The 20,073-nt window shown below is 66.2% G+C and carries 21 protein-coding genes; 11 read left to right on the top strand and 10 right to left on the bottom strand.

Annotated features, from left to right (window positions below):
• Position 1: 1 nt before the first annotated feature.
• On the bottom strand, positions 2–2,203 hold the full coding sequence (nasA, locus tag J0X25_RS26220; protein WP_207290485.1) for an assimilatory nitrate reductase NasA: 2,202 nt from the start codon (positions 2,201–2,203) through the stop codon (positions 2–4).
• Positions 2,204–2,627: 424 nt separating this feature from the next.
• Entirely contained in the window at positions 2,628–3,572 is a 945-nt protein-coding gene (gene tatC, locus J0X25_RS26215) for a twin-arginine translocase subunit TatC (RefSeq protein ID WP_207290484.1), read from the bottom strand.
• Between the two features lie 142 nt (positions 3,573–3,714).
• On the opposite strand from tatC, the gene J0X25_RS26210 reads away from it, so the two are divergent.
• Both J0X25_RS26210 and J0X25_RS26205 read left to right on the top strand, forming a co-directional pair.
• A complete protein-coding gene (locus J0X25_RS26210) occupies positions 3,715–6,066 on the top strand; it encodes a twin-arginine translocase subunit TatC (protein ID WP_207290483.1) in 2,352 nt (783 codons plus the stop codon).
• Positions 6,067–6,133: 67 nt separating this feature from the next.
• A complete protein-coding gene (locus J0X25_RS26205; protein ID WP_207290482.1) occupies positions 6,134–6,310 on the top strand; it encodes a ribbon-helix-helix domain-containing protein in 177 nt (58 codons plus the stop codon).
• Positions 6,311–6,729: 419 nt separating this feature from the next.
• Here J0X25_RS26205 and J0X25_RS26200 read toward each other — a convergent pair whose 3' ends face one another.
• Positions 6,730–7,515 (bottom strand): 23S rRNA (uridine(2552)-2'-O)-methyltransferase, encoded by a 786-nt coding sequence (locus J0X25_RS26200; protein ID WP_207290481.1) that lies wholly within the window; start codon positions 7,513–7,515, stop codon positions 6,730–6,732.
• A 210-nt stretch (positions 7,516–7,725) separates the two neighbouring features.
• Here J0X25_RS26200 and J0X25_RS26195 point away from each other — a divergent pair, with 210 nt between their 5' ends.
• Together J0X25_RS26195 and J0X25_RS26190 are read left to right on the top strand one after the other, a co-directional pair.
• A complete protein-coding gene (locus J0X25_RS26195) occupies positions 7,726–8,019 on the top strand; it encodes a UPF0175 family protein (protein WP_207290480.1) in 294 nt (97 codons plus the stop codon).
• Complete coding sequence (locus J0X25_RS26190; protein ID WP_207290479.1) at positions 8,019–8,507, top strand: PIN domain-containing protein; 489 nt, start codon at positions 8,019–8,021, stop codon at positions 8,505–8,507. The genes J0X25_RS26195 and J0X25_RS26190 overlap by 1 nt, the downstream gene beginning before the upstream one ends.
• Positions 8,508–8,581: 74 nt before the next feature.
• Here the strand turns inward: J0X25_RS26190 and J0X25_RS26185 are convergent, their stop codons facing one another.
• The gene (locus J0X25_RS26185; protein WP_207290478.1) at positions 8,582–8,806 is read right to left on the bottom strand and encodes a hypothetical protein; all 225 of its coding nucleotides are present in this window, start codon (positions 8,804–8,806) and stop codon (positions 8,582–8,584) included.
• A 263-nt stretch (positions 8,807–9,069) separates the two neighbouring features.
• Here J0X25_RS26185 and J0X25_RS26180 point away from each other — a divergent pair, with 263 nt between their 5' ends.
• From J0X25_RS26180 to J0X25_RS26165, 4 genes are all read left to right on the top strand, one after another.
• Entirely contained in the window at positions 9,070–10,146 is a 1,077-nt protein-coding gene (locus J0X25_RS26180; RefSeq protein WP_207290477.1) for a DUF354 domain-containing protein, read from the top strand.
• Positions 10,146–11,258, top strand: coding sequence for a non-hydrolyzing UDP-N-acetylglucosamine 2-epimerase (gene wecB, locus J0X25_RS26175; RefSeq protein WP_207290476.1), 1,113 nt, complete (start codon positions 10,146–10,148; stop codon positions 11,256–11,258). The genes J0X25_RS26180 and wecB overlap by 1 nt, the downstream gene beginning before the upstream one ends.
• A gap of 631 nt (positions 11,259–11,889) precedes the next feature.
• Positions 11,890–12,633 (top strand): DNA polymerase sliding clamp, encoded by a 744-nt coding sequence (locus tag J0X25_RS26170; protein WP_207290475.1) that lies wholly within the window; start codon positions 11,890–11,892, stop codon positions 12,631–12,633.
• A 161-nt stretch (positions 12,634–12,794) separates the two neighbouring features.
• Positions 12,795–13,115, top strand: coding sequence for a HalOD1 output domain-containing protein (locus tag J0X25_RS26165; RefSeq protein WP_207290474.1), 321 nt, complete (start codon positions 12,795–12,797; stop codon positions 13,113–13,115).
• A 147-nt stretch (positions 13,116–13,262) separates the two neighbouring features.
• Here J0X25_RS26165 and J0X25_RS26160 read toward each other — a convergent pair whose 3' ends face one another.
• Entirely contained in the window at positions 13,263–14,129 is an 867-nt protein-coding gene (locus J0X25_RS26160) for an alpha/beta fold hydrolase (protein WP_207290473.1), read from the bottom strand.
• A gap of 158 nt (positions 14,130–14,287) precedes the next feature.
• Between J0X25_RS26160 and priL the strand changes: the two genes are divergently transcribed.
• The gene (priL, locus tag J0X25_RS26155) at positions 14,288–15,370 is read left to right on the top strand and encodes a DNA primase regulatory subunit PriL (RefSeq protein WP_207290472.1); all 1,083 of its coding nucleotides are present in this window, start codon (positions 14,288–14,290) and stop codon (positions 15,368–15,370) included.
• 12 nt (positions 15,371–15,382) lie between these two features.
• On the opposite strand, the gene J0X25_RS26150 is transcribed toward priL, so the two are convergent.
• Both J0X25_RS26150 and J0X25_RS26145 read right to left on the bottom strand, forming a co-directional pair.
• Positions 15,383–15,796: a hypothetical protein gene (locus J0X25_RS26150; RefSeq protein ID WP_207290471.1), complete on the bottom strand. Its 414-nt coding sequence runs from the start codon at positions 15,794–15,796 to the stop codon at positions 15,383–15,385.
• Between the two features lie 42 nt (positions 15,797–15,838).
• Entirely contained in the window at positions 15,839–16,105 is a 267-nt protein-coding gene (locus J0X25_RS26145) for a DUF7472 family protein (protein WP_207290470.1), read from the bottom strand.
• Between the two features lie 347 nt (positions 16,106–16,452).
• On the opposite strand from J0X25_RS26145, the gene J0X25_RS26140 reads away from it, so the two are divergent.
• Together J0X25_RS26140 and J0X25_RS26135 are read left to right on the top strand one after the other, a co-directional pair.
• On the top strand, positions 16,453–17,076 hold the full coding sequence (locus tag J0X25_RS26140) for an SWIM zinc finger family protein (RefSeq protein ID WP_207290469.1): 624 nt from the start codon (positions 16,453–16,455) through the stop codon (positions 17,074–17,076).
• A gap of 705 nt (positions 17,077–17,781) precedes the next feature.
• On the top strand, positions 17,782–18,093 hold the full coding sequence (locus tag J0X25_RS26135; RefSeq protein WP_207290468.1) for a HalOD1 output domain-containing protein: 312 nt from the start codon (positions 17,782–17,784) through the stop codon (positions 18,091–18,093).
• A gap of 199 nt (positions 18,094–18,292) precedes the next feature.
• Here the strand turns inward: J0X25_RS26135 and J0X25_RS26130 are convergent, their stop codons facing one another.
• From J0X25_RS26130 to J0X25_RS26120, 3 genes are all read right to left on the bottom strand, one after another.
• On the bottom strand, positions 18,293–18,448 hold the full coding sequence (locus J0X25_RS26130; protein ID WP_207290467.1) for a hypothetical protein: 156 nt from the start codon (positions 18,446–18,448) through the stop codon (positions 18,293–18,295).
• Between the two features lie 173 nt (positions 18,449–18,621).
• Positions 18,622–19,140 carry a Holliday junction resolvase Hjc gene (hjc, locus tag J0X25_RS26125; protein ID WP_207290466.1) on the bottom strand — a complete coding sequence of 173 codons (519 nt, stop codon included), beginning with the start codon at positions 19,138–19,140 and terminating at the stop codon, positions 18,622–18,624.
• Between the two features lie 75 nt (positions 19,141–19,215).
• Entirely contained in the window at positions 19,216–20,031 is an 816-nt protein-coding gene (locus tag J0X25_RS26120; RefSeq protein ID WP_207290465.1) for a CPBP family intramembrane glutamic endopeptidase, read from the bottom strand.
• Between the last annotated feature and the right edge of the window lie 42 nt (positions 20,032–20,073).

Below are 20,073 nucleotides of genomic sequence, written 5' to 3'. Positions count from 1 at the left end.
GTCAGGCGCTTACTTCCGCGACCGCCCTGACGTCCCGTTCCCGGGGCGCCTCGAGGCGGACCGCACACTGCTTGAAGTTGGGTTCCTTCGAGCGCGGATCGACGTCGGAGAGCGTGAGTTCGTTGACCGCGGGCTGGTGGATCGGGAGCCAGACGACGCCGTCGGGGATGGACTCGTCGCGCTCGACGCGGACGGTGATCGCGCCGCGACGGGAGACTACCCGGGCGTACTCGCCGGAATCGCCGTCGTCGTCGATCGACTCGAACTCCCCCGCCGGTCGCGACTCGAGTTCGTCGGCCAGCGCGGCGGCGGTCGCGGGGCTGACCCGGGCCACGGGTTCGTCGTCGCGCGCTCGGACGCCCGAGTTGTACGCGTCCGGGCGGCGAGCCGTCGTCAGGGTGAAGGGGTACTCCTCGTCGGTCGACTCCGGCAGGGGTTGGGTCTCGCTCGTCGAGAACTGCGCGCGACCGGACGGAGTCGGGAACGACCAGGATTCCTCTCGCTCGGCGGTACCGGTCGAATCCGCGCCGGCGCTGTCGTCATCCGCCCCGTCAGCGCGCCGGTCGTCCGCCGCCGGCCCCTCGTAGTAGCGGTAGCCGGCCGAGACGTCCGGCTCCGGTGCGGGCCAGCGGACCGCCACCTCGCGCTCGAGGCGATCGTAGCTGATCCCCGAGAGATCGGCGGGGGTCCCAGCGGTCAGGGCGGCCAGTTCGTCGAAGACCGCAGCGGGCTCGAGTTCCCCGTCGAAGAGGTCGGGAACGAGGCGACCGGCGAGGTCACCGATCAATTCGAGGTCGGTCTTGACGCCGGAGGGCGTCTCCGTCGCCGCGCGCACGCGAGAGACGGTGCGTTCCATGTTGGTCGTCGTCCCCTCGGACTCGCCCCACGTCGCCGCGGGGAGGACGACGTCGGCGAATTCGACCGTCTCCGACCGGAAGGCGTCCTGCACGACGAGGAAGGCGTCCTCGAGTTGTTCGCGGACGCGGTTCGCGTCGGGCATCCCGGCGACGGGGTTGGTCGCGACGGCGTAGACGGCCTCGACGTCGCCGCCGATCTCGTCGACGATGCCGACCGGGCCGGGGCCGGGGTCGTCGGGAAGACGGGATGCGGGAACGTCCCACGTCTCGGCGACCTCGCGGCGGTGGTTAGGGTCGGCGAAGGGGCGCTGGCCGGGCCAGGATCCCTTCGAAGAGCAGACGCGAGTGCCCATCGAGTTGGCCTGCCCGGTCAGCGAGAACGGACCGGAGCCGGGCCGGAGGTTGCCCGTCGCGAGACAGCAATCGATCAGCGCGCCCGACGCCGCCGTTCCGTTGACGCTCTGGTTGATTCCCATCCCCCAGTAGAGCAAGGTGGGGTCCTCGAGGGCCTCGGCGATGCGGTCGACGTCCGCGAGCGAGACGCCGGCGGCCTCCGCGGCCTCGCCCGCGTCGGGGAGCCGCTCGCGGAGGTCGTCGAACCCCTCGGTCGCCTCCGCGACGAACGCCTCGTCGACGCGGTCGGTCTCGACGACGCGCGCGAGGACGGCACGAGCGAGGTCGACGTCGCCGCCGGGCGCGACGGGAACGTGGTGGTCGGCGACTTCGGAGGTCTCGCTCTCGATCGGGTCCACGACGATCAGTTCGGAGTCGTCCTGTTGGGCCGAGTGATTAATCCACCGGAGAAGGACTGGGTGGGCAGCCGCCGGATTCGCACCCCAGACGAGGTGCGTTTCGGCCTCGGGGATGTCGTCGTAGGTCGGCGGCGGCGCGTCGCTGCCGAAGGCGTCGTAGTAGGCCGTGACGGCCGAGGCCATACACAGCGTCGTGTTGGCGTCGTAGTACGGCGTGCCGAACCCCCCGCGAGCGAGTTTCCCCAGCGCGTAGGCGGCCTCGTTGGTCTGCTGGCCGCTGCCAAGCACCGCGACGCCCTCGCCGCCCGAACCGCTCTCGAGGGCCGCGTCGAGCCCCTCCGCGGCGCGCTCGAGGGCCGTCTCCCACGTCGTCGGGACCAGTTCGCCGTCGCGACGGACGAGCGGCCGGGTCAGCCACTCGCCGCCGGGATCGACGCTCTCCTTGATCCCGCGCTGGCAGGCCAGCCCGTTGTTGACCGGGTGGGCGGCGTCGCCGCGGACGACGTCGAGCCCGTATCCCTGTTCGACGGCCCGCTGGACGTGTCCGCAGCCGACCGCACACCGCATACACGTCGTCGGCACGAGGTCCGTCACGCGGTCCACCTCCCGCACGATCCGAGACGACCGATGTGTGATTTACAATCACACTCTACAGAGAGGATTTGGACCAATATCATGCACTCTTTCACAGAAATAGAGAACGTATACGACTACTAAACGCTGATCGTTTACAATCCGTATCTTTTCTGCCGATAACGCGAGGCTTCCCTCAATCTACGGATGCATAGGCAGAATATAAGGACCTGAAACACGCTGACGGGAGGCCGCGATCGAACGCGTGTCCACGAAATCGGGAGGTCGTACGACGGGTCTTGTTACGTGTTCTCGCGGCACGTGACGAGAGCGCGCGGACGCACCGCGCAGCGAGCGCACGAGGGACGAAAGACGCCGGCGAGGGCGAGACGCTGGAACGAGGAACCGACTCGAGAACCCGAACGGATCGGATCGACGGGGCCGGTTACTCCCGTCCGACCCACTTCAGGACGACCAGCGTCCCCTCGAACAGCAGGATCATCGTGACCGCGACGAGGATGGGCGCCATCATGGTCGGGTCCACGGTGAACATGAACGAGAGGCCCGCGAAGGCGGCCCAGAAGTAGAGTCGCTTCTGGGCCAGCCAGCGCCGGGTCGTCACGCCCATCATGATCGCGAGCATGATGAACAGCGGGATCTGGAAGACGATCGCCAGAAAACCGGTCAGCGTGATGATCAGGTTGAACGTCTCGCCGAGCGCGTACGCGATGTTCGCGCTGCCTTCGGCGTAGTACGTGAAGTACTGGAAGAGCGTCGGGAGGACGAGCAGGTACGAGAACAGCATGCCGAGCGCGGCGAGGACGACGCTCGTCGGCACCGCCGCGAGGTAGTACTTGCGCTCGTTGGGATAGAGCCCGGGGCGCATGAACCGGTAACACTGGTAGACGAACGCCGGGAGCCCGACCATGATCCCCAGCAGCGCCGACAGTTTGATACGGGTCAGCCATAGCTCCAGCGGATGGTAGACGTGTGGCGGCGGCACTTCGTCGGTCTGGTAGGGGAACACGTCAGTCCAGATGTAGCTGAGGGCGTCGGAGGCGACCAGCAATCCCAGCGCCGTCCCGGTGGCGGCGAACAGGAGGACGACCGCGAACCGGAGCACCATCTCCTCGATGTGATCGGCCAGCGGCATCTCCTCGTCGTCGGGCGGCGTCGAGATGCCGCCGACGTCGTCGTCGGGATCCGGATAGCCGGGGCCCCCGTGATCGGGGTGATCGCCGACGACGCCCTCGCCGTCGGTTTCGACCGGCGGGGTAGTCTCGGCGTCACGTTCGTCCGGCGAAATCGGCTCGTCGGACGACTCCTGTGGCTCCCCGGTGGTTTCGGGTTCCGCGTTGCCGTCCCCACGGTCCGGCGGGTCGTCCGACATCTATCGAGATATGAAAGGGTCCCCAGTTATAGGCCTTTTTCTTACGGCCACTGCTCGAAGGTGACAAGGCCCTCGCGGCGGTCGTCGCCGTATCAGCACACGAAAGGTTGATAACTCGATATCAGTTACCCACGGGTAGTCAATGAGTTCTGCCGTTGGCGAGGATACGGCCAAAGCCATCAACACCGGCCGTGAGACGATCGGCGCGATGCTGTCGGCCGCGCAGACGCATCTCCAAAAGGTGTTTATCGTCTTCGTCATCGGGTTCATCGGGTCCTTCTACGCCCTCCGGGTCTTCGTCTGGGAGTTCCTCGAGGCGACGGCGAAAGCGGAGATGAACGAGACGGTCGCGAACGCGACCCAGATCATCACTCGCACGCCGTTCGAGGTCATCCTCCTGCAGGCGAAGATCGGGATGTTTACCGGTATCCTCGTCGCGATTCCGGCCCTGCTCTACTTCTCGCGTGACTCCCTTCGCCGTCGCGGCTACCAGTCGGTCGTCCCGGTCTCGCGGTGGTACGCGGCCGCCCTCGTTCTCACCTCGTTCACGCTGTTCTGTATCGGCGTCACTTACGCCTACGGCGTCTTCTTCCCCTTCGCGTTCGACTTCCTCGGGACCGTCGCCCACGACGCCGGCGTCAACCCGAACTGGGGGATCACCGAGTTCACCGAGTTCGTCGCCCTGCTGACGATCTCGTTCGGACTCGCCGCGCAACTCCCGCTGTTCATGAGCGTGCTCTCCTACACCGAGATCGTCCCCTACGAGACGTTCCGGGACAAGTGGCGCCACGCGATCGTCGCCATCACGGTCTTCGGGGCGGCCTTCTCCCCGCCGGACCCGTTCACGCTGATCATGTGGGCGCTGCCGCTGGTCGGTCTCTACGCCTTCAGCCTCGGTCTCGCGAAGATGGTCGCCAACATCCGTCGCCGCGGTGCGGCGGAACTGGACACCGGCGCCTCCTTCATGAAACGACGGGTCCTGCAGTTCGTCGGCGCCCTGACGCTCGTCTGGGCCGGGACGGCCGTCTTCGTCGAGCAGAACGGGTTCGACCGACTCGAGGAGTCGGTCTACCCGATGCTTCCCGCACCGTACCGTCCCGGTGGCACGCTCTGGTTCGAGTCGTTCGCGGCCGAACACGGTCTGCTGGGTGCGGTCGGCGTCGGTGCCATCGTCGCCGCCGCGGTCGGCTTCGTCGTGCTGGTCGCCTACACGATCAAGGTGTTACGGTCGCCGATCTACCCCCGGGAGGACGACCTGCGAAGCGCCGACGACCCCGACGACGTCGACTTCGACACCCTCGCGGCCGACGACATCGCGGACGTGCCCGCCGAGGTCTTCCTCTCGATGGAAGAGGAAGAGGCGCTCGACTACTCGCGGCAGGCGATGTACGACGACGACCGAGCGAAGGCCGAAGCGATCCTCAATCGGTTCGACACGCTGCAGGAACAGCAGTCGGGCGACGGGGCCGACGCCGGCGCGGCTGAAACGGCCGCTGCGGCGGGCACCGCCGGCGCGGCCGCCGGGGACGACGGCGACGACGATAGCCTCGTCTCGAGCACCGCCGCCGGCATGCTCGACGCGTTCACCGAGGAGGAGACGACCGAGGAGGACATCGGCGGCTACGCCTACGACCTCGCCTTCATCGTCGACAGCCTCACGTCGAAGACGATCTACATCGTCGGCGTCTTCATGGCCGTCCTAGCCGGGACCTTCATCGCGCTGTATCAGGGCGGGTTCGGCGTCATCCTCGCGCAGTTCGTCGACCGCGTCCCCGACGACGTCCTCCGGGAGGTCGCGGAAGGAAACGGGGCGGAGGTCACCGGATCGGAGGCGACGACGGAGCTGCTCGGCGACCTCGGACTGGTCGTCGCCTTGCACCCCGTCGAAGTGCTGATCTTCATGGTGAAGGTGAGTACGATCCTCGCGTTCGTCTCCATCCTGCCGCTGCTCATGTACTGGGGCTGGCCGGCCGCCAAGGAACGCGGCCTCGTCCGCGGGGACTCGCGGGTGTTCCTCCTCTGGGGATTCACGCTGTTCGCCGGCTTCGGCATCGGCGTCTTCCTCGGATTCTACTGGATCGCACCGGCGGTCATCTCGTATCTCATCACCGACGCCGTCCAGAACCAGATGGTCGTCTCCTACCGGATCAATAGCTTCTCCTGGCTCGTGATCTACACGACGCTGGGCATCGGCTTCCTCCTGAACATCGTCGTCACGATGGCGCTGTTCCACATCGGCGGCATCGTCAACTACCGGACGATGCTCGCGCGCTGGCGGCCGGTCGTCATCGGGATCTTCACGGTCGCCGCCTTCGCCAGCCCCAAGGGCATCCTGACGATGCTCCTGCTCGCGTTCCCGATCGCGTTGACCTACGTGCTCGGACTCGGCCTCCTCTACGTGCTCACCGCCGGCGGCCGACTGTTCGGCGGCGGCCGCGGCGGCACCCCCGCCGAGGCCGAGTCGGACGCCGAGGCCGGCGCGAGCCCCGAGTAATCGCGGCGCAGATCGGGCCGCGAGCCGACGGCTTAAGGGGGGTGGCTGCGAACGTCGACCCAGACTGATGCCCAAGATCAGCGTCGAAATTCCGCAGGAACTGCTCGAGGATCTGGACGACCACGTCGGCGACGACGGCAAGTTCGTCAACCGCAGCGACGCGATCCGCGCGTCGATCCGAAAGACCCTCGATATTCTCGACGAGATCGACGAACGCCACGACCGCCTCGAGACGGAGGAGTAGCCGACCGGTCAGCCAGACTGCTAGAAATCGGTGTCGACGCATCCGCAGGACGGTCGCAGTTGCGCCGGGAAACCCTTACCAGTAGATAGTAGTACAGTTTCGTTATTCGGTTTTGAGCGTGCAACGTACGGTAAGTCCAGCCCAAAGAGTGTACACTCACCGCGAGCGAACGGAGTGAGCGAGCGGGCCGACGACCGACCCGGAAAGCGCGGCGCGAAGCGCCGCGGTACGGCGAGCGGCAACGCCGCGAGCCAAGGGAGGGAGGAGTGCTGTTAATCAACATTTTGCCGAGCGACCGAGCAGAGCGAGGGAGCGCAGAGCAAAATGTTGGTACGCGTAGTTACCGAATCACCAAATTCAGCACCGATCACAGTTCTGAACAAAGAAATCCGTTACAACTGCTGTTACAGCGATCCGTCTCAGTCCCGGTCGATCCGCTCCGCGAAGCCGAAGTTGGGCTTGACGTCCTCGACGCGCACCGTGACGGTCTCCCCTTCCTCGGTGTCGGGGACGAACAGCCGGTAGCCGTCGACGCTCGCGATGCCGTCGCCCTCGCTGCCGACGTCGACGATCTCGACCTCGAGTTCGTCGCCCGGCCGCACGGGGGCGGTGAGCCGCCCCTTCCCGATGAGGTAGATCTCGGAGGACTCGTCGCGACTGGCCTTCGGAGCGGTCGCGCGGACGTACTGGAACTCGTCCTCGATATCCGCCCGGAGGTCGTCGACGTCCGGCCCCTCGAAGACCTTCACGACGAAGTTGCCGCCGGTGTCGAGCAACTCGAGTGCGGTCTCGAAGGCCTGCCGCGCGAGGTGGAGCGAGCGGGCCTGGTCCAGCGAGTACTCGCCGGACATGTTGGGCGCCATGTCCGAGACGACGGCGTCCACGGGCCCGTCGGCGGCGTCGGTGACGCGCTCGCGGGTCTTCTCCTCGGTCATGTCGCCGCGGAGCGTCTCGATCCGCTCGTTCAGCGTCTCGTCCTCGAGGTCCTTGATCCGCTGGAGGTCGACGCCGATGACCGACCCCTGCGGGCCGGCCTTCTCGGCGGCGACCTGCAGCCAGCCGCCGGGAGCGGCGCCGAGGTCGACGACGGTGTCGCCCCCCGAGATGACGTTCTCGAGGTCGTCGAGCTGTTTGAGCTTGTAGGCCGCTCGAGACCGGTAGCCCTGCTGCTTCGCCCGGTTGTAGTAGTCGTCTTTCCCCGTCATAGGTGCCTCACCGAACCTCGTGTCACGTTCCGCGTCGGCGCGGTCAGTGGATCTGCGTTCATACGGAATGAGACGCCCCCGACCCGGAAAGGCACATCGGATAGTATCGGTCAGCCGTCGAGCACTGCGTACCCGCACCATCACAGTACTCAAACGGGGGACGGCTACCCGTTACATCTATTGCGTATCGTAACGTAGTCGATCGTAACGATGAAAACGGTCACCACGCGCATTCCGGAGGACGACGAGGAGGCCCTCGCCGAACTCGAGACGGAGTGGAGCGCCGATCGGTCGGAGGTGCTTCGGCGCCTGATCCGACAGGGCCTCGCCGACTGGCGCGAGGAGCGGGCACTCGATCAGCTCCGTGACCACCGCATCACGCTGCGGAAGGCAGCGGAGCTGGCGGACGTCTCGTACGTCGAGATGGTGACTCTCGCCTCCGAAGAGGGGATCGACGTCGGGTACACGACGGACGACCTCGAACGCGATCTCGATCGCATCTGATGGTCGTCGTCGATTCCTCCGCGCTGATTCCGCTCGCGTGGATCGGGCGGCTCGACCTCGTCTCAACCGCCTTCGACGATATTCGAACGACAGAAGACGTTCGGGAGAAAGTCCTTACGGAGGGAAAGCGTGGTGCCGCGGCGCTCGACGAGTTTCTGTCGGACGTCGCCGTTCACCGAACGCCGGACGCAGCCGACGAAGTGGCGACGATGGAGGGAATTGCGGTGGCCGACGCGTCGGTGATCCTGCTAGCGGAGGCCGACGAGGAGATCCTTCTCGCGAACGACAAGGGGCTGATCGAGGTCGCTCGGAGTCACGGCGTCGAATGTTGGTGGGTGACGACGCTGTTGCTCAGTTGTACGAAAGACGGTGAGTTGACGGCGGACGAGGCGACCGATATCCTGTACGACCTCGTGGACGAAGGAATGAACCTGCACCCGAACGTATACGCGCAGGTGCAGAAGAAGCTCCGAGAACTGGGCGACTGAATCAGCGTCCTCGATCAGCAGGACGCGTTCAGTTGTAGTCACAACAGGCCGGGAGAAGAGTTGTCGGAGTCGTCTTACCCGCTCGAGTCGCCGGTTCGCTCGCTCACGACGTCATCGGCCAGCGGGGCCGTCTCGGTGTCACCGCCCCGCTCGAAGACGGCCCGGGTCGAGTCGCCGGCGTCTGGCGCCGGTTCCTCGTAGGCGGTCTCCGGGTCGACGTCGGCGACGGCGCCGATTCGGTCGCCCGCGGCCGTTTCGACGGCTTTGCCGACGTCGTCGCTGGTAGAGGTCGGACTCACTCCTCGAGGTTAGGGGGCCCGTAGGAAGCCGTTCGTGTCTGCAGCCGTACGGACGAGGGCCGTGATCGGGTCGTGGTCGAATCGCGCGACGGTCGCCGATCCGACACTACAGGTCGACGGTTTCGATCGTTTTCAACCGGTTAAACTGTGTCCGGGAACGGAAATGGGTCACTGATCGACGAGGCCCCCCTCATGGATGCGGGTTACAGAACGAATAACGATGTCACATATCGAATTTCGTGTAACTATCAGCTACGGTGACCATGAAGGCGCTCATCTTCAACAATACGCCGGCCCACGTTCACATGTACAAACACGCGGTAACGCGACTCGAGGACCAGGGCCACGACGTTCTCGTTCTCGCCAGAGACGACGAGGTGACGGAGGCGCTCCTGGAGGCCGCCGATCTCCCCTACGTGATCTACGGCGAGCGCAGCGAGTCGCTGCACTCGCTGGCCTGGGAACTGCCCTCCCACCTCTACACGATCGTTCGGCAGGCCCGTCAGTTCGATCCCGACGTGATCTTCGGGAAGGGACCGTACGCGGCGGTCGCCGGCACGGTAACGCGGACGCCGACGATCGCCGTGCTGGACTCGGAGACGTCGCTCGACCACGTCGTCGCCCGACCGTTCGTCCGGGCGATCCTGACGCCCAGCGCCTTCCGGAAGGATCTCGGCGACAAGCACTACAAGTTCACGGGCGTCACCGAAACCGCCTACCTCCACCCCGACGTCTTCGAGCCGGACGAATCGGTCCGGGACGAACTGGGCGTCGGGCGGGACGAACCCTACGCGCTCGTCCGATTCAACGCGTTCAACGGTCACCACGACGTCGGAAAGAAGGGGTTCTCGATCGAGCAACGGCGCGAACTGCTCTCCGAACTGGCCGACCACGCCACCGTCTTCGTCTCCGACGAGAGCGGGCGCCTCGACTTCGACGACCTCGAGGCCCGACCCTACGACCTCCACCCCGCTCGGATGCACGACGCGCTGGCCGAGGCCGACCTGCTGGTCGCGGACACCCAGACGATGGTGACCGAGGCCGCGCTGCTGGGGACGCCGGCGATCCGCTCGAACTCCTTCGTCGGCGAGGAGGACATGGGGAACTTCATCGAACTCGAGGAGGCGGGCCTCGTCCGGAACCTCGAGTCGTTCGAAGCGGTCCTCGAACAGGCGCAGGAACTGCTGGCCGACGAGACGGCCGTCGACCGCTGGGAGCAGCGACGCGACGAGTACGTCGAGGACATCGACAACGTGACGGAGTTGCTCTGTGACATCGCCGTCTCCTACGGCGATCAGCGGACGAAACAGGCCACGGCCGGCGCCACGGAGGTGAGCTGATGCGGGTCTGTTCGATCGTCGGCGCCCGGCCCCAGTTCGTCAAGGCCGCGGTCGTCTCGGACGCGATCCGGGAGGTCGGCGAGGAGGTTCTGGTTCACACCGGCCAGCACTACGACGAGGAGATGTCGGCCGTCTTCTTCGAGGAACTGGGCATCCCCGAACCCGATTTCAACCTCGGCGTCAAGTCGGACACCCACGGCCGGCAGACGGCGAAGATGATCGCGGAGATCGAACCCATCGTCGAGGAGACCGACCCCGACGTGATCCTGCTCTACGGCGACACGAACTCGACGCTGGCGGGGGCCATCGTCGGCTCGAAGTGCGACACCGTCGTCGCCCACGTCGAGGCCGGCCTGCGCAGCCACAACCGCGACATGCCCGAGGAGATCAACCGGGTGCTGACCGACCACGCCTCGGATCTGTGTTTTCCCCCCAGCGAGAGCGCCGTCGACGCCCTCGCGAGCGAGGGGATCACCGACGGCGTCTACTGGACCGGCGACGTGATGTACGACAGCGTGCTGGCGGTCCGAGACCGGGTCGCGAACATCTCGACGGTCCTCGACGATCTCGGCGTCGAGGCGGGCGAATTCATCCTCGCGACGGTCCACCGCCAGAGCAACACCGACCGCCGCGAGAACCTCGAGTCGATCCTCGCGGGCCTCGAGGACGCCCAGAAGCCGATCGTCTTCCCCGCCCACCCGCGGACCGTCGAGGCCCTCGAGGAGTACGGCCTCCGGGAGCGGGCCGACGACGCCCTCGAGATCGTCGAACCGCTGGGCTATCTGGACTTCGTGCGCCTGCTCGACACCGCCGACCGGGTCGTCACGGACTCCGGCGGCGTCCAGAAGGAGGCGTTCTTCCTCGAGACGCCCTGCGTCACGCTCCGCGAGGAGACCGAGTGGACCGAGACCGTCGACGCCGGCTGGAACGAACTCGTCGGCACCGACACCGAGCGCATCCGCGCGGCTCTGACCGACGAGCGGACGCCCGAGACGTCGCCGAACCCCTACGGCGACGGCACCGCGAGCCGCCGGATCGCCGAAATTCTGAAGGAGCGAATCGACGGGGACGGCGCGTCGGAGGCGGAACTCGAGTCCGCGGCCGGCGACTGACGCGGATCGCGCGGTTCGCTCGAGAGTCGGTCTCGGAGGGCAGCGAAGTCCGGACCGGCACGGCCGAGGGCGAGGACGACTGGGAAGTCACGAGCGTCCTGATCGAGAAGTCGGTCGGCGAAGACAAAGCCGAGGAACAGGCGACGAAGATCGTCGAGAAGATCGAGTCTTGAGCGGGATATCCGGCGCTCGAGCATCCACAATCCCGGGATCGACGTCTCGAGGCGTCGGCCCGTCTGCGAGTCGATCGCCGTCTCGGTTGCGAACTCCCGACGTCTTTGCGAGCACCGCGAGCAAAGGCTCGGAAGACGAAGTCTTCCGTTGAGTCCACGTCTTCGCGTCGCTTCGCTCGTTCGGTCGTTGACTCGTCGAACATCGCAAACTCTACGGGTTTGCTTAATCCGGGCCAGCAGTTATCCCGCCGAACGGTGGACGAACCTACGCGAACCGAGAGCTCACCGACGACGCGATCCGATTACGCGAGGAGTACTGACCGAAATCTCGCGGTCGGAGCCGCGTTCCCGGCACCGCCGCCGGACCTGCCGACGCACCTCGAAATCGGGCCGGCGGCGGCGGCCCAGCCACGCGTAAAGGGTGGCTTTTTATGGCAACCGTCCGTAGCACGGCGTATATGTTCAAGGCCATCGTGAGCGCGGAAACACTCACCAGCGCGCTCGATTCGATCAGCGTGCTGGTCGACGAGTGCAAGATCCACCTCGAGGAGGACGGCCTCGAGATCCGGGCCGTCGACCCCGCCAACGTCGGCATGGTCGACCTCTCGCTCGACGCGTCGTCGTTCGAATCCTACGAGGCCGACGGCGGGCTGATCGGCGTCGACCTCTCGCGGCTCGAAGACATCGCGGGCATGGCCGAGTCCGGCCAGCTCGTCCAGCTCGAACTCGACGAAGAGACGCGGAAACTCCACATCCAGATCGACGGCCTCGAGTACACGCTAGCGCTGATCGACCCCGACTCGATCCGCCAGGAGCCCGACATTCCGGATCTGGACCTGCCCGCGGAGGTCATCCTCGAGGGGAAGGACGTCAACCGCTCGGTGAAGGCCGCCGACATGGTCTCGGACCACATCGCGCTGGGCGTCGACGAGGCCGACGAGTTCTTCTACGTCGACGCGGAGGGCGACACCGACGACGTCCACCTAGAACTCACGGCTGAGGACCTGATCGACCTGCAGGTCGGCCCCGCCCACTCGCTGTTCTCGCTGGATTACCTGAAGGACATGAACAAGGCCATTCCCTCGGATACGGAAGTCACGCTCCACCTCGGCGAGGAGTTCCCGGTCAAGATCTACTTCGGCTTCGCGGAGGGGCAGGGGCAGGTCACCTACATGCTCGCGCCGCGCATCCAGAGCGACTGACGGAGCGCGTCTCGGTTTCCGGTCGGTCGAGTCTTCGTCCGGCGATCGAACGGTTATCCCCACCGACGGCGACCCGCGGTCGGCCGAGTGTCTCATCTATTACTTAAAATTACTATATAGTAAGGGGACAACCTACCGGTTCGCTCACAGTAACGGATGGTATGCCCTCCGAAGACGACCCCGCCGATGCGGGCGACGTGGACTACGTCGCCACGTTCGACCCGGACGCCGGCGAGCGGGCCAGCGAAGCCGTCCTGACGGCGGTCGCCACCCTCGTCGACGCGCGACCGGCCGACCTCGCGCCCCTCTACGAGGCGGTCGATCCCGACGCGCTCGACGCGCTGGTCGAGCACGCCCGCCGCACGGACGCCGGGACCCACCAGCTCTGGTTCGCCTACGAGGGGTTCGACGTCGGCGTCCGGAGCGGCGGGCGAATCCTGATCCAACCCTCCTCGATCGCGACGAACCCCGACCTCGAGTAGTTCCCCGGTTCCGTCCCCCCGCTGACGCGCCCCCGATAGCTCCGACTGACGCGCCCCCGACTCCTCCCCTCCGACTGACGCGCCCCCGACTCCTCCCCTCCGACCGACGCGAGCGCGACCCTCTCGCGGCGCACGTCGCACTGCTCGCTACTCGTTGGCGTCGAGAAACGCCAGCAGTTCCTCGTTGACCCCGTCGGCGTCCTCGATGAAGAACAGGTGTGAGCCGCCCTCGAACCGCTCGAGGCGGGCGTCCGGAATCGCCTCCTCGAGCAGCAGGGCGTTCTCGAACGGGACGACGCGGTCGTCGGTCCCGTGGAGCACCAGCGTCGGAACCCGAATCCGTTCGAGGCGGTCGCTCACGTCGAAGTTCAGCACGGCCGCGGCTTGAGCCTCCCGTGCCGGGTCGGTGGCGTCCTGCTCGAGGCGCCACTCGATGATCCGGTCCATCAGATGGGGGTTGCGGTTCGTAAAGCGCTCGGTGAAGGCCGGACGCATCCGGTGGCGGATCGTCTCCCGCTCGTTCGCGCCGTCGGGAACGTCGAAGATGAACTCCTGGGTCTCGTCGGGGACCGGGACGGCGTCGGGACCGCCGTGGCTCGTACAGCACAGCGTCAGCGTCTTCGCGCGGGAGTACTCGATCGCGTAGCGCTGGGCGATCATTCCGCCCATGCTCGCGCCGACGACGTGCGCCTCGCGGATCCCGGCGTCCTCGAGGACGGCCTCGAGGTCCGCCGCGAGGCCGCCGACGGAGTAGCCGGCCAGTTTGAAGATGAGCGGCGCGCGGAGTTTCCGGGGCAGGCGCGGAAGCAGCGGCGGCAACCCGGCGTCGGATTGGCCCGTCCCGCGGTTGTCGGGGGCGACGACGTCGTAGCGGTCGCCGACGGCCTCGCGCTGCCAGCGCCACATCCAGCGGCCGTAGCCCAGTCCCTGCACGAAGACGACCGGCGTTCCGCCGTCCTCGCTCTCGTCGCGCTCGTAGTAGATCGACACGCCGTCTCGTATCGCCCGTGGCATACCCGAAGTGACGTATCGGATCCCCTTGTAATCGACCCACGAGTCCCGACAGGTCCGGCGAGCGGATCTGACGCGCGCTCCTAACTCGCCGTTACCCGCCCCTACCACCCCTCGAACAATCAGCGGGTTTAACCCGCCGCAGTAACATCCCATTACCGATGCAGCGACTCCACGCCCGGTACCCGTTCCTCGAGGCCGCCCGCGAGGCCGTGGCGACGGAGGCCGTGGACCTAGCCACCGTGGTCGAGCAGGATCCGGCCGTCGTCGACCGCGCCCGCGAGCGCGTGCTGGCCTCCCTCGAGGGGCGGTCGACCGGCGACCCGCGCCGCGATTCCCGCGTCGAGTTGCTCTCCTACCCCGTCGCGCGCGTCCTCGTCTCGATGGTCGAGGAGCGCGTGCTCGTCCGCAAGTACGCCCGCGCCGAGGCCGCGACGGCCTTCGAGCGCTTCGCCGCCGACCTCGAGGACACGACCGAACTCAAGAGCGTCGAGTCGACGGGACTGGGCCTCGAGGATCTGCTCGCGGAGTTCGACCTCCACGAGGCGACCCGGGAGACCCCCGACGGCTACCGGGTCGACGTCGGCACCTACCTGCCGCTGGCGGAAGCCCTCCGGGACGACGAGTGGCGCCTCGTCAACCGCGCGCTGGCCGACGGCGAGGTGCCGGTTACGGAGACCGAACTACACACCTTGCTCCGCGAGGCCATCCGGAGCCGCATCGAGGACGGCCTGCCGTTCGACGTCCCCGAGGCCATCGCGACGGCCCTCGAGGAGGAGGCCGCCGAGATCCGCGACGTGCTGGCGGACCTCGACCTGACCCGCGAGATCGACACCGTCGTGCCGGACCTGTTCCCGCCCTGCATGAAGGCCCTGCTGGACGACATCCAGAAGGGCGAACACCTCCCCCACCACTCCCGGTTCGCCATCACCGCCTTCCTGACGAGCATCGGGATGACCACCGACGAGATCGTCGAACTCTACCGCGTCAACTCCTCGTTCGGCGAGGAGATGACCCGCTACCAGACCGACCACATCCGCGGCGATAGCTCCCCGACGGAGTACTCGCCGCCCTCCTGTGCCACGATGCAGTCCTACGGCGACTGCGTGAACAAGGACGACCTCTGCGAGCGCATTCCCCATCCCATGGCCTACTACGAGGAGCGGATCGACGACGCCGACGACGACGACCTCGAGGACTGGCGGGAGGCCAACGGCGAGGAAGAGGCGGCCAGCGGCGACTAGGTCCCTACTGCGCTACTGCTGTTCGTCGAGTTCGTCGGCCTGCCGCTGAATCTCGTGGAGCGCCCGTTCCTGTTCGCCGCGGGTGAGACCGCCGGATTCGACGTGGCGACCGTCGTACTGCCAGGGCGGAATCGCGTTCCAGACGTTCGACTCGGTCCCGTCGCCGCCACTGCGGTCGCCAGCGTCGACGTCGCTACTCGGATCGTCGGTGTCGGCCGTCGGGGCCACGGCGCGGCGCCACAGCGCGCCGGCCGCGGCGAGTGCCAAAATTACGATCCCGCCGACGGCGACGCTCGACTCGACGAGCGACGTCACGAGGAACAGCAGCGACGACCCGAGCAGGACGGCGAGGACGACGGCGGGGATCACTGCCCAGCTCGAGCGTGACCGATCCGTCGATTCGACGGCGGCGTCGGAACTGTCCATACTACACGTCAACTGACCAACGTCAAAAAAATACCGTCGTCGTCAGATCGCGCTCCCGGCGTCGGCGTCCGTCTCGTCCGACTCGAGGCCGTCCTCGGGGTCGTTCAGGACGTACGCGAGGGTGATGCCGACGACGAGCATGAGGAAGATGAAGCCGGTGATAGCCATGACGAGCAGTTGGCCGCCGTCGGCCGAGAGCGTCCCGCTGTCGCCGCCGTACGTGGACCCGATACTGATCATGGTCCCGAGCATCACGATGACGGTGGCGACGGCGACGCCGATTTCGATGAGTTGGTCTCGTTCGACCATTGTCCGTTCGTTTCGGCGGCCCGGTCAAAAGGGCTTCGAAGGGGCGGCCCACCGCGTCTCGGCGGGCCAGACGAGCTGGAGGGCCCGGTCTCACGAACGGCTACCAGGATCGACGGCCAGCAGGGTCGAACGGCCGCTGGGGCCGAACGACCGCCGGGTTCCACCGGAAGCGAAGGGGTTCCGCCTCGCGTCCGTACACATAAATCGACACCCAGCAGTCGCCGGCGCGGTCGTTATAGTCCCTGAGCCCCTACCGTATTCGAACAGTGAACCGACTACCGAACCGGTGATCGACGCCGCGTCGACCACCGCTACCGGCGATTTCGCGATCACCACCCGACGCACCTATGAACACAACAGCGTCACCGAAAACAGCACTGCCAGTACCGTCGAGCGACCACCTCGAGGAGCGATCGCGCCGCGCCCGCACCGAACCGATGTCGGTGCTGGGGCTGGGCGACGGCCTCTACGAGATCGAGTCCGCCAACGACCACACCTACCTCGTCGACCTCGAGGCGGGCCGGTGTACCTGTCCGGATCACGTCTTCCGGGACGCCCGCTGCAAGCACATCCGCCGGGTCGCCATCGAGATTACGCACGGCCGCACCCCGCCGCCGGGCCGGATCGCGGTCGCGTGTCACGACTGCGGCGACACCGTCTTCGTCGACGAGTCGGAGTCCGAGCCGTTCTACTGCGAGGAGCACGCGCTCCACCCGGGCGACGCCGTCGTCGACCGCGAGACGGGCGACCGACTCACCGTCGTCGACGTCTCGGACCTCCGCGCCGACGCCGTCGGAATCGGCGGGACCGACACCACCGTCGCCGAGTACGCGACGAACGAGGACTACGAGCCCGACGTCCCCGTCGTCGGCGCCGTCTACCCCCACGCGACCGTCGCCCAGAACGGCGTCGTCCCCGAGTCGCTGAAGGTCTACGTCTTCCCCCGGACGCGACTCGAGAAAGCGACGTAAGCGACGACGATGTTTTTCGGGATGGAGTCGCCCTACGGACGTACCAGCTCGAGCCACCGGGTGCGGTGGCGCGCGCTGTGCCACGGTGAGGGATACCGAACCGTAGCACGAAGTCGTGCGAGGTCGTCGCGGGTAGTGCGGGACCTTCGGTCCCGCAGACTATGCGAATAGGGCGAGACTTCCAGTCTCGCCGACCATGTGAACGGGCGCTTCGCGCCCGTGAACAGACGGCGGCAGCGCCGCCGTGAGCAGATATCACGAGCGAATGGCTTGGAAGACGCGAAGCGTCTTCCTGTGGATGAGTGAGTGAACGAACGTGAACGAGCGTTAGCGCGGAACCAAAGGTTCCGCGAACCATGCGAACGGGCAGAGCGCGGCGCTACGCGCCGCGACTGTCGGGACGGCGAAGCCGTCCCGCAGCGCCCGTGAGCAGAAATCGGTTGGGGGAGGTGGTGGCAATCCCCAGATGCCCCGATAGCAGCAGAAAATCGGGTTCTCTATCCCAGTCACAGTCGCGTACCAGTAGATAGTAGCGCGGCTTCTTTACCTAAATCAGGCTATGAAAATTGGAGCGAGTACAGGTAGTATCTCTACTGGACGGAATCGACCGATAGTCGTCCCAAATATATTGGCAACCAAGTCTTTCTCTCGTGAGAGACTATTCAGCACGCTGAATAGGTGACGAGTTTCTCGACCCCCCACATCATGACCACCAACGACAACTGGGATGAAATAATCCCTGTGTACAAAGTCGATCTGGAGCAAACCCCCGATCAATCGACGAGTTTCATGGTAATCCAAAGCATCGCAGAGTTGACCGGGCAGGAGCCGGACGAACTCGAACCGTTATGGAACCATGTGGATCCGGAAGCGCTGAATTCGGTCGTCGCTCGCGCCGAGGAGACCGCAACTCCGTGCCGGCTGACCTTCCAGTATCAGGGATACACGGTCGAGATCGTTACGAACGACGAACTTCGAATCGTCCCGGACGAAGAACCACTGTCGATAACCGAGTAGCCTCGAAAGGCTACCGGCGATCGTCGTCTCTCACGTGTGAACTGCGTCCTGACGGACAGTCACGTTGCATCTGGAGTTGCCGAACTGGACCGTTTGATTCGGATCTAATTCCGGAAATGAGCCCGTATCGCCAACAGGTTGCAACGACGAAACTCTGCTTGGGCCGAGGCGGCGTACGAGGAGTTCGCGTCGCCGCCGGCTACGAGAGCAGGCGGAAGTCGGTCCCTCCGCAAGGGCAGTTCGCCGGCGAGCCGATCGGTCGAATCCGGCCGTCCGGCCAGACGCGGACCGCGAACGCCGAGCCGCAGTTCTCGCAAACCGCCGTCCGTCGGACGATAGCCGTCGAATTGCTCATTGGTCACCGGATTCAGACCGCCCGAATGGATATCGCTTCAGCCCAACTAGTTGGGCCGGCGGCCGACGGCGGGGAACGCGAGGTCACGGCCGATTCGCGTCGGGTCGAACGCGGCCGACGCGAGGCCACCGATCGAGTCGAGTCGCGTCGGGTCGCGTCGGAGCGAACGCGGACTACTCGAGCAGTTCGGCGGCCTCGTCGACGTCCATCACGCCCTGTTCGACGGCGTTGAGCACCCGCAGGATCTCCTCGTCGGGCCCGTCGTCGGCCTCGCCGACTTCCTCGAGGGTGACCTTCGCCGACTCGCCGACGAACTCGGCGAAATCGGTGCCCTCCGCGATGGCGGTCTCCTTCTTGACCCGGTAGTTGCCGCCGTCGGTGACGTGGAGGTCGCCGGGGTGGAAGAAGTACCAGTCCTCGCGGTCGAACCGGACGCCGATGCGGGGTTTCGCGCCGAAGTTCTGCGAGAAGTAGATCAGCGCCTCAACTTCCTCGCCGGTGAGATAGATGGGGTCGCCGGAACTGGACTTGGCCTCGATCGCGTAGAACCGCTCGCCGTCGCCGGCGAGCACGTCGGGGAGTTCGCGCTCGGTTGCCGACCCGCTCGCGGGGGCGCGCATCACCGCGAAACCGGCGCCGTCGAGTTCGTTGACGAGTTCCCGCTCGCGGCGGTCACCCTTCGCCTGAGACATACCGGCCTCTCGACCGCGGGTGCTAATAAAAGGACGGAGCGCGCGGTGAAAGTGGTCGGCGGAGTGGTCGGCGAGCTACAGCGGAACCGCCGCCAGCGCGTCGACGACCGCGTCGGCGGTCGGCTGAGCCTCTTCGAAGAGGTCGTACTCGAGGGCGAGGTAGAGCAGGCCGAACTGGAAGGCGTTGAAGGTGGCGTGGGAGACGATCGGTACCAGCAGGTTATCCGTTTTCGCGTAGAGGTAGCCGAAGACGAGCGCGCCGCCGGTGACGGTCGCGAGCGGCACCGCGGTCGCGAGCATCGAGTCGGAGAGGAGCGCGTACGACGGGAAGTGAACGAGTCCGAAGATCACGCTGGCGATGACGACCGCCTGCAGCCGGCTGAACGCCGCGTAGAGGCGCTTCTGGACGATGTTCCGGAAGAGGAACTCCTCCGCCGGCGCGTTGAAGAAGAAGACGATGGCGATCATGATCAGGACCATCGTCGGATCGTCGTCGATGTAGGACATGACCTGGTTCTCCGAGGAGGGCAAGGAGAGCGTGGAGACGACGATGCTCACGAGGAAGTAGAACGCGAGGATGGCGACGATGCCGATGCCGACGTACTTCCAGCCCCGCTTCGACGGCATCCGGAGGTCGACGTACGCCCAGCCGTGATCGGTCGCGGCGAGGTAGATGGCCCCCGCCAGCGCGAAGCCGACGAAGTTCAGGATCAACAACACCGAACGAGCGGCCCGCGACGCGTCCGCCGGCGACTCGAGCAACGCGGGATCGAGGAGAAACGCCGGCAGCGTCGTGAAGTTGGCGACGAGGAGGCCGAGTATCGTCAGTCCGGCGGCGACGAGCACCGAGCGGAGCGGACCGTCCTCGCGGCGCCGTTGGGAAGTCTCCATAGCCGGGCGTACGAGGACCGGGTCCTTGGGCGTTCCTCTCTC

It is taken from the genome of Haloterrigena alkaliphila, assembly GCF_017352155.2.
Classification (GTDB): Archaea; Halobacteriota; Halobacteria; order Halobacteriales; family Natrialbaceae; genus Haloterrigena; species Haloterrigena alkaliphila.
This window is presented reverse-complemented; position numbering and strand designations above follow the sequence as displayed.

What these genes read in the sequence shown, in the direction of transcription:
- J0X25_RS26160 (WP_207290473.1), bottom strand. Translation starts at nt 14,129, where the DNA reads ATGCCACGGGCGATACGAGACGGCGTGTCGATCTACTACGAGCGCGAC.
- J0X25_RS26190 (WP_207290479.1), top strand. Translation starts at nt 8,019, where the DNA reads ATGGTCGTCGTCGATTCCTCCGCGCTGATTCCGCTCGCGTGGATCGGG.
- J0X25_RS26165 (WP_207290474.1), top strand. Translation starts at nt 12,795, where the DNA reads ATGCCCTCCGAAGACGACCCCGCCGATGCGGGCGACGTGGACTACGTC.
- J0X25_RS26150 (WP_207290471.1), bottom strand. Translation starts at nt 15,796, where the DNA reads ATGGACAGTTCCGACGCCGCCGTCGAATCGACGGATCGGTCACGCTCG.
- hjc (WP_207290466.1), bottom strand. Translation starts at nt 19,140, where the DNA reads ATGTCTCAGGCGAAGGGTGACCGCCGCGAGCGGGAACTCGTCAACGAA.
- priL (WP_207290472.1), top strand. Translation starts at nt 14,288, where the DNA reads ATGCAGCGACTCCACGCCCGGTACCCGTTCCTCGAGGCCGCCCGCGAG.
- J0X25_RS26130 (WP_207290467.1), bottom strand. Translation starts at nt 18,448, where the DNA reads ATGAGCAATTCGACGGCTATCGTCCGACGGACGGCGGTTTGCGAGAAC.
- J0X25_RS26210 (WP_207290483.1), top strand. Translation starts at nt 3,715, where the DNA reads ATGAGTTCTGCCGTTGGCGAGGATACGGCCAAAGCCATCAACACCGGC.
- J0X25_RS26140 (WP_207290469.1), top strand. Translation starts at nt 16,453, where the DNA reads ATGAACACAACAGCGTCACCGAAAACAGCACTGCCAGTACCGTCGAGC.
- J0X25_RS26195 (WP_207290480.1), top strand. Translation starts at nt 7,726, where the DNA reads ATGAAAACGGTCACCACGCGCATTCCGGAGGACGACGAGGAGGCCCTC.
- J0X25_RS26200 (WP_207290481.1), bottom strand. Translation starts at nt 7,515, where the DNA reads ATGACGGGGAAAGACGACTACTACAACCGGGCGAAGCAGCAGGGCTAC.
- J0X25_RS26135 (WP_207290468.1), top strand. Translation starts at nt 17,782, where the DNA reads ATGACCACCAACGACAACTGGGATGAAATAATCCCTGTGTACAAAGTC.
- J0X25_RS26180 (WP_207290477.1), top strand. Translation starts at nt 9,070, where the DNA reads ATGAAGGCGCTCATCTTCAACAATACGCCGGCCCACGTTCACATGTAC.
- J0X25_RS26145 (WP_207290470.1), bottom strand. Translation starts at nt 16,105, where the DNA reads ATGGTCGAACGAGACCAACTCATCGAAATCGGCGTCGCCGTCGCCACC.
- tatC (WP_207290484.1), bottom strand. Translation starts at nt 3,572, where the DNA reads ATGTCGGACGACCCGCCGGACCGTGGGGACGGCAACGCGGAACCCGAA.
- J0X25_RS26170 (WP_207290475.1), top strand. Translation starts at nt 11,890, where the DNA reads ATGTTCAAGGCCATCGTGAGCGCGGAAACACTCACCAGCGCGCTCGAT.
- J0X25_RS26205 (WP_207290482.1), top strand. Translation starts at nt 6,134, where the DNA reads ATGCCCAAGATCAGCGTCGAAATTCCGCAGGAACTGCTCGAGGATCTG.
- wecB (WP_207290476.1), top strand. Translation starts at nt 10,146, where the DNA reads ATGCGGGTCTGTTCGATCGTCGGCGCCCGGCCCCAGTTCGTCAAGGCC.
- J0X25_RS26120 (WP_207290465.1), bottom strand. Translation starts at nt 20,031, where the DNA reads ATGGAGACTTCCCAACGGCGCCGCGAGGACGGTCCGCTCCGCTCGGTG.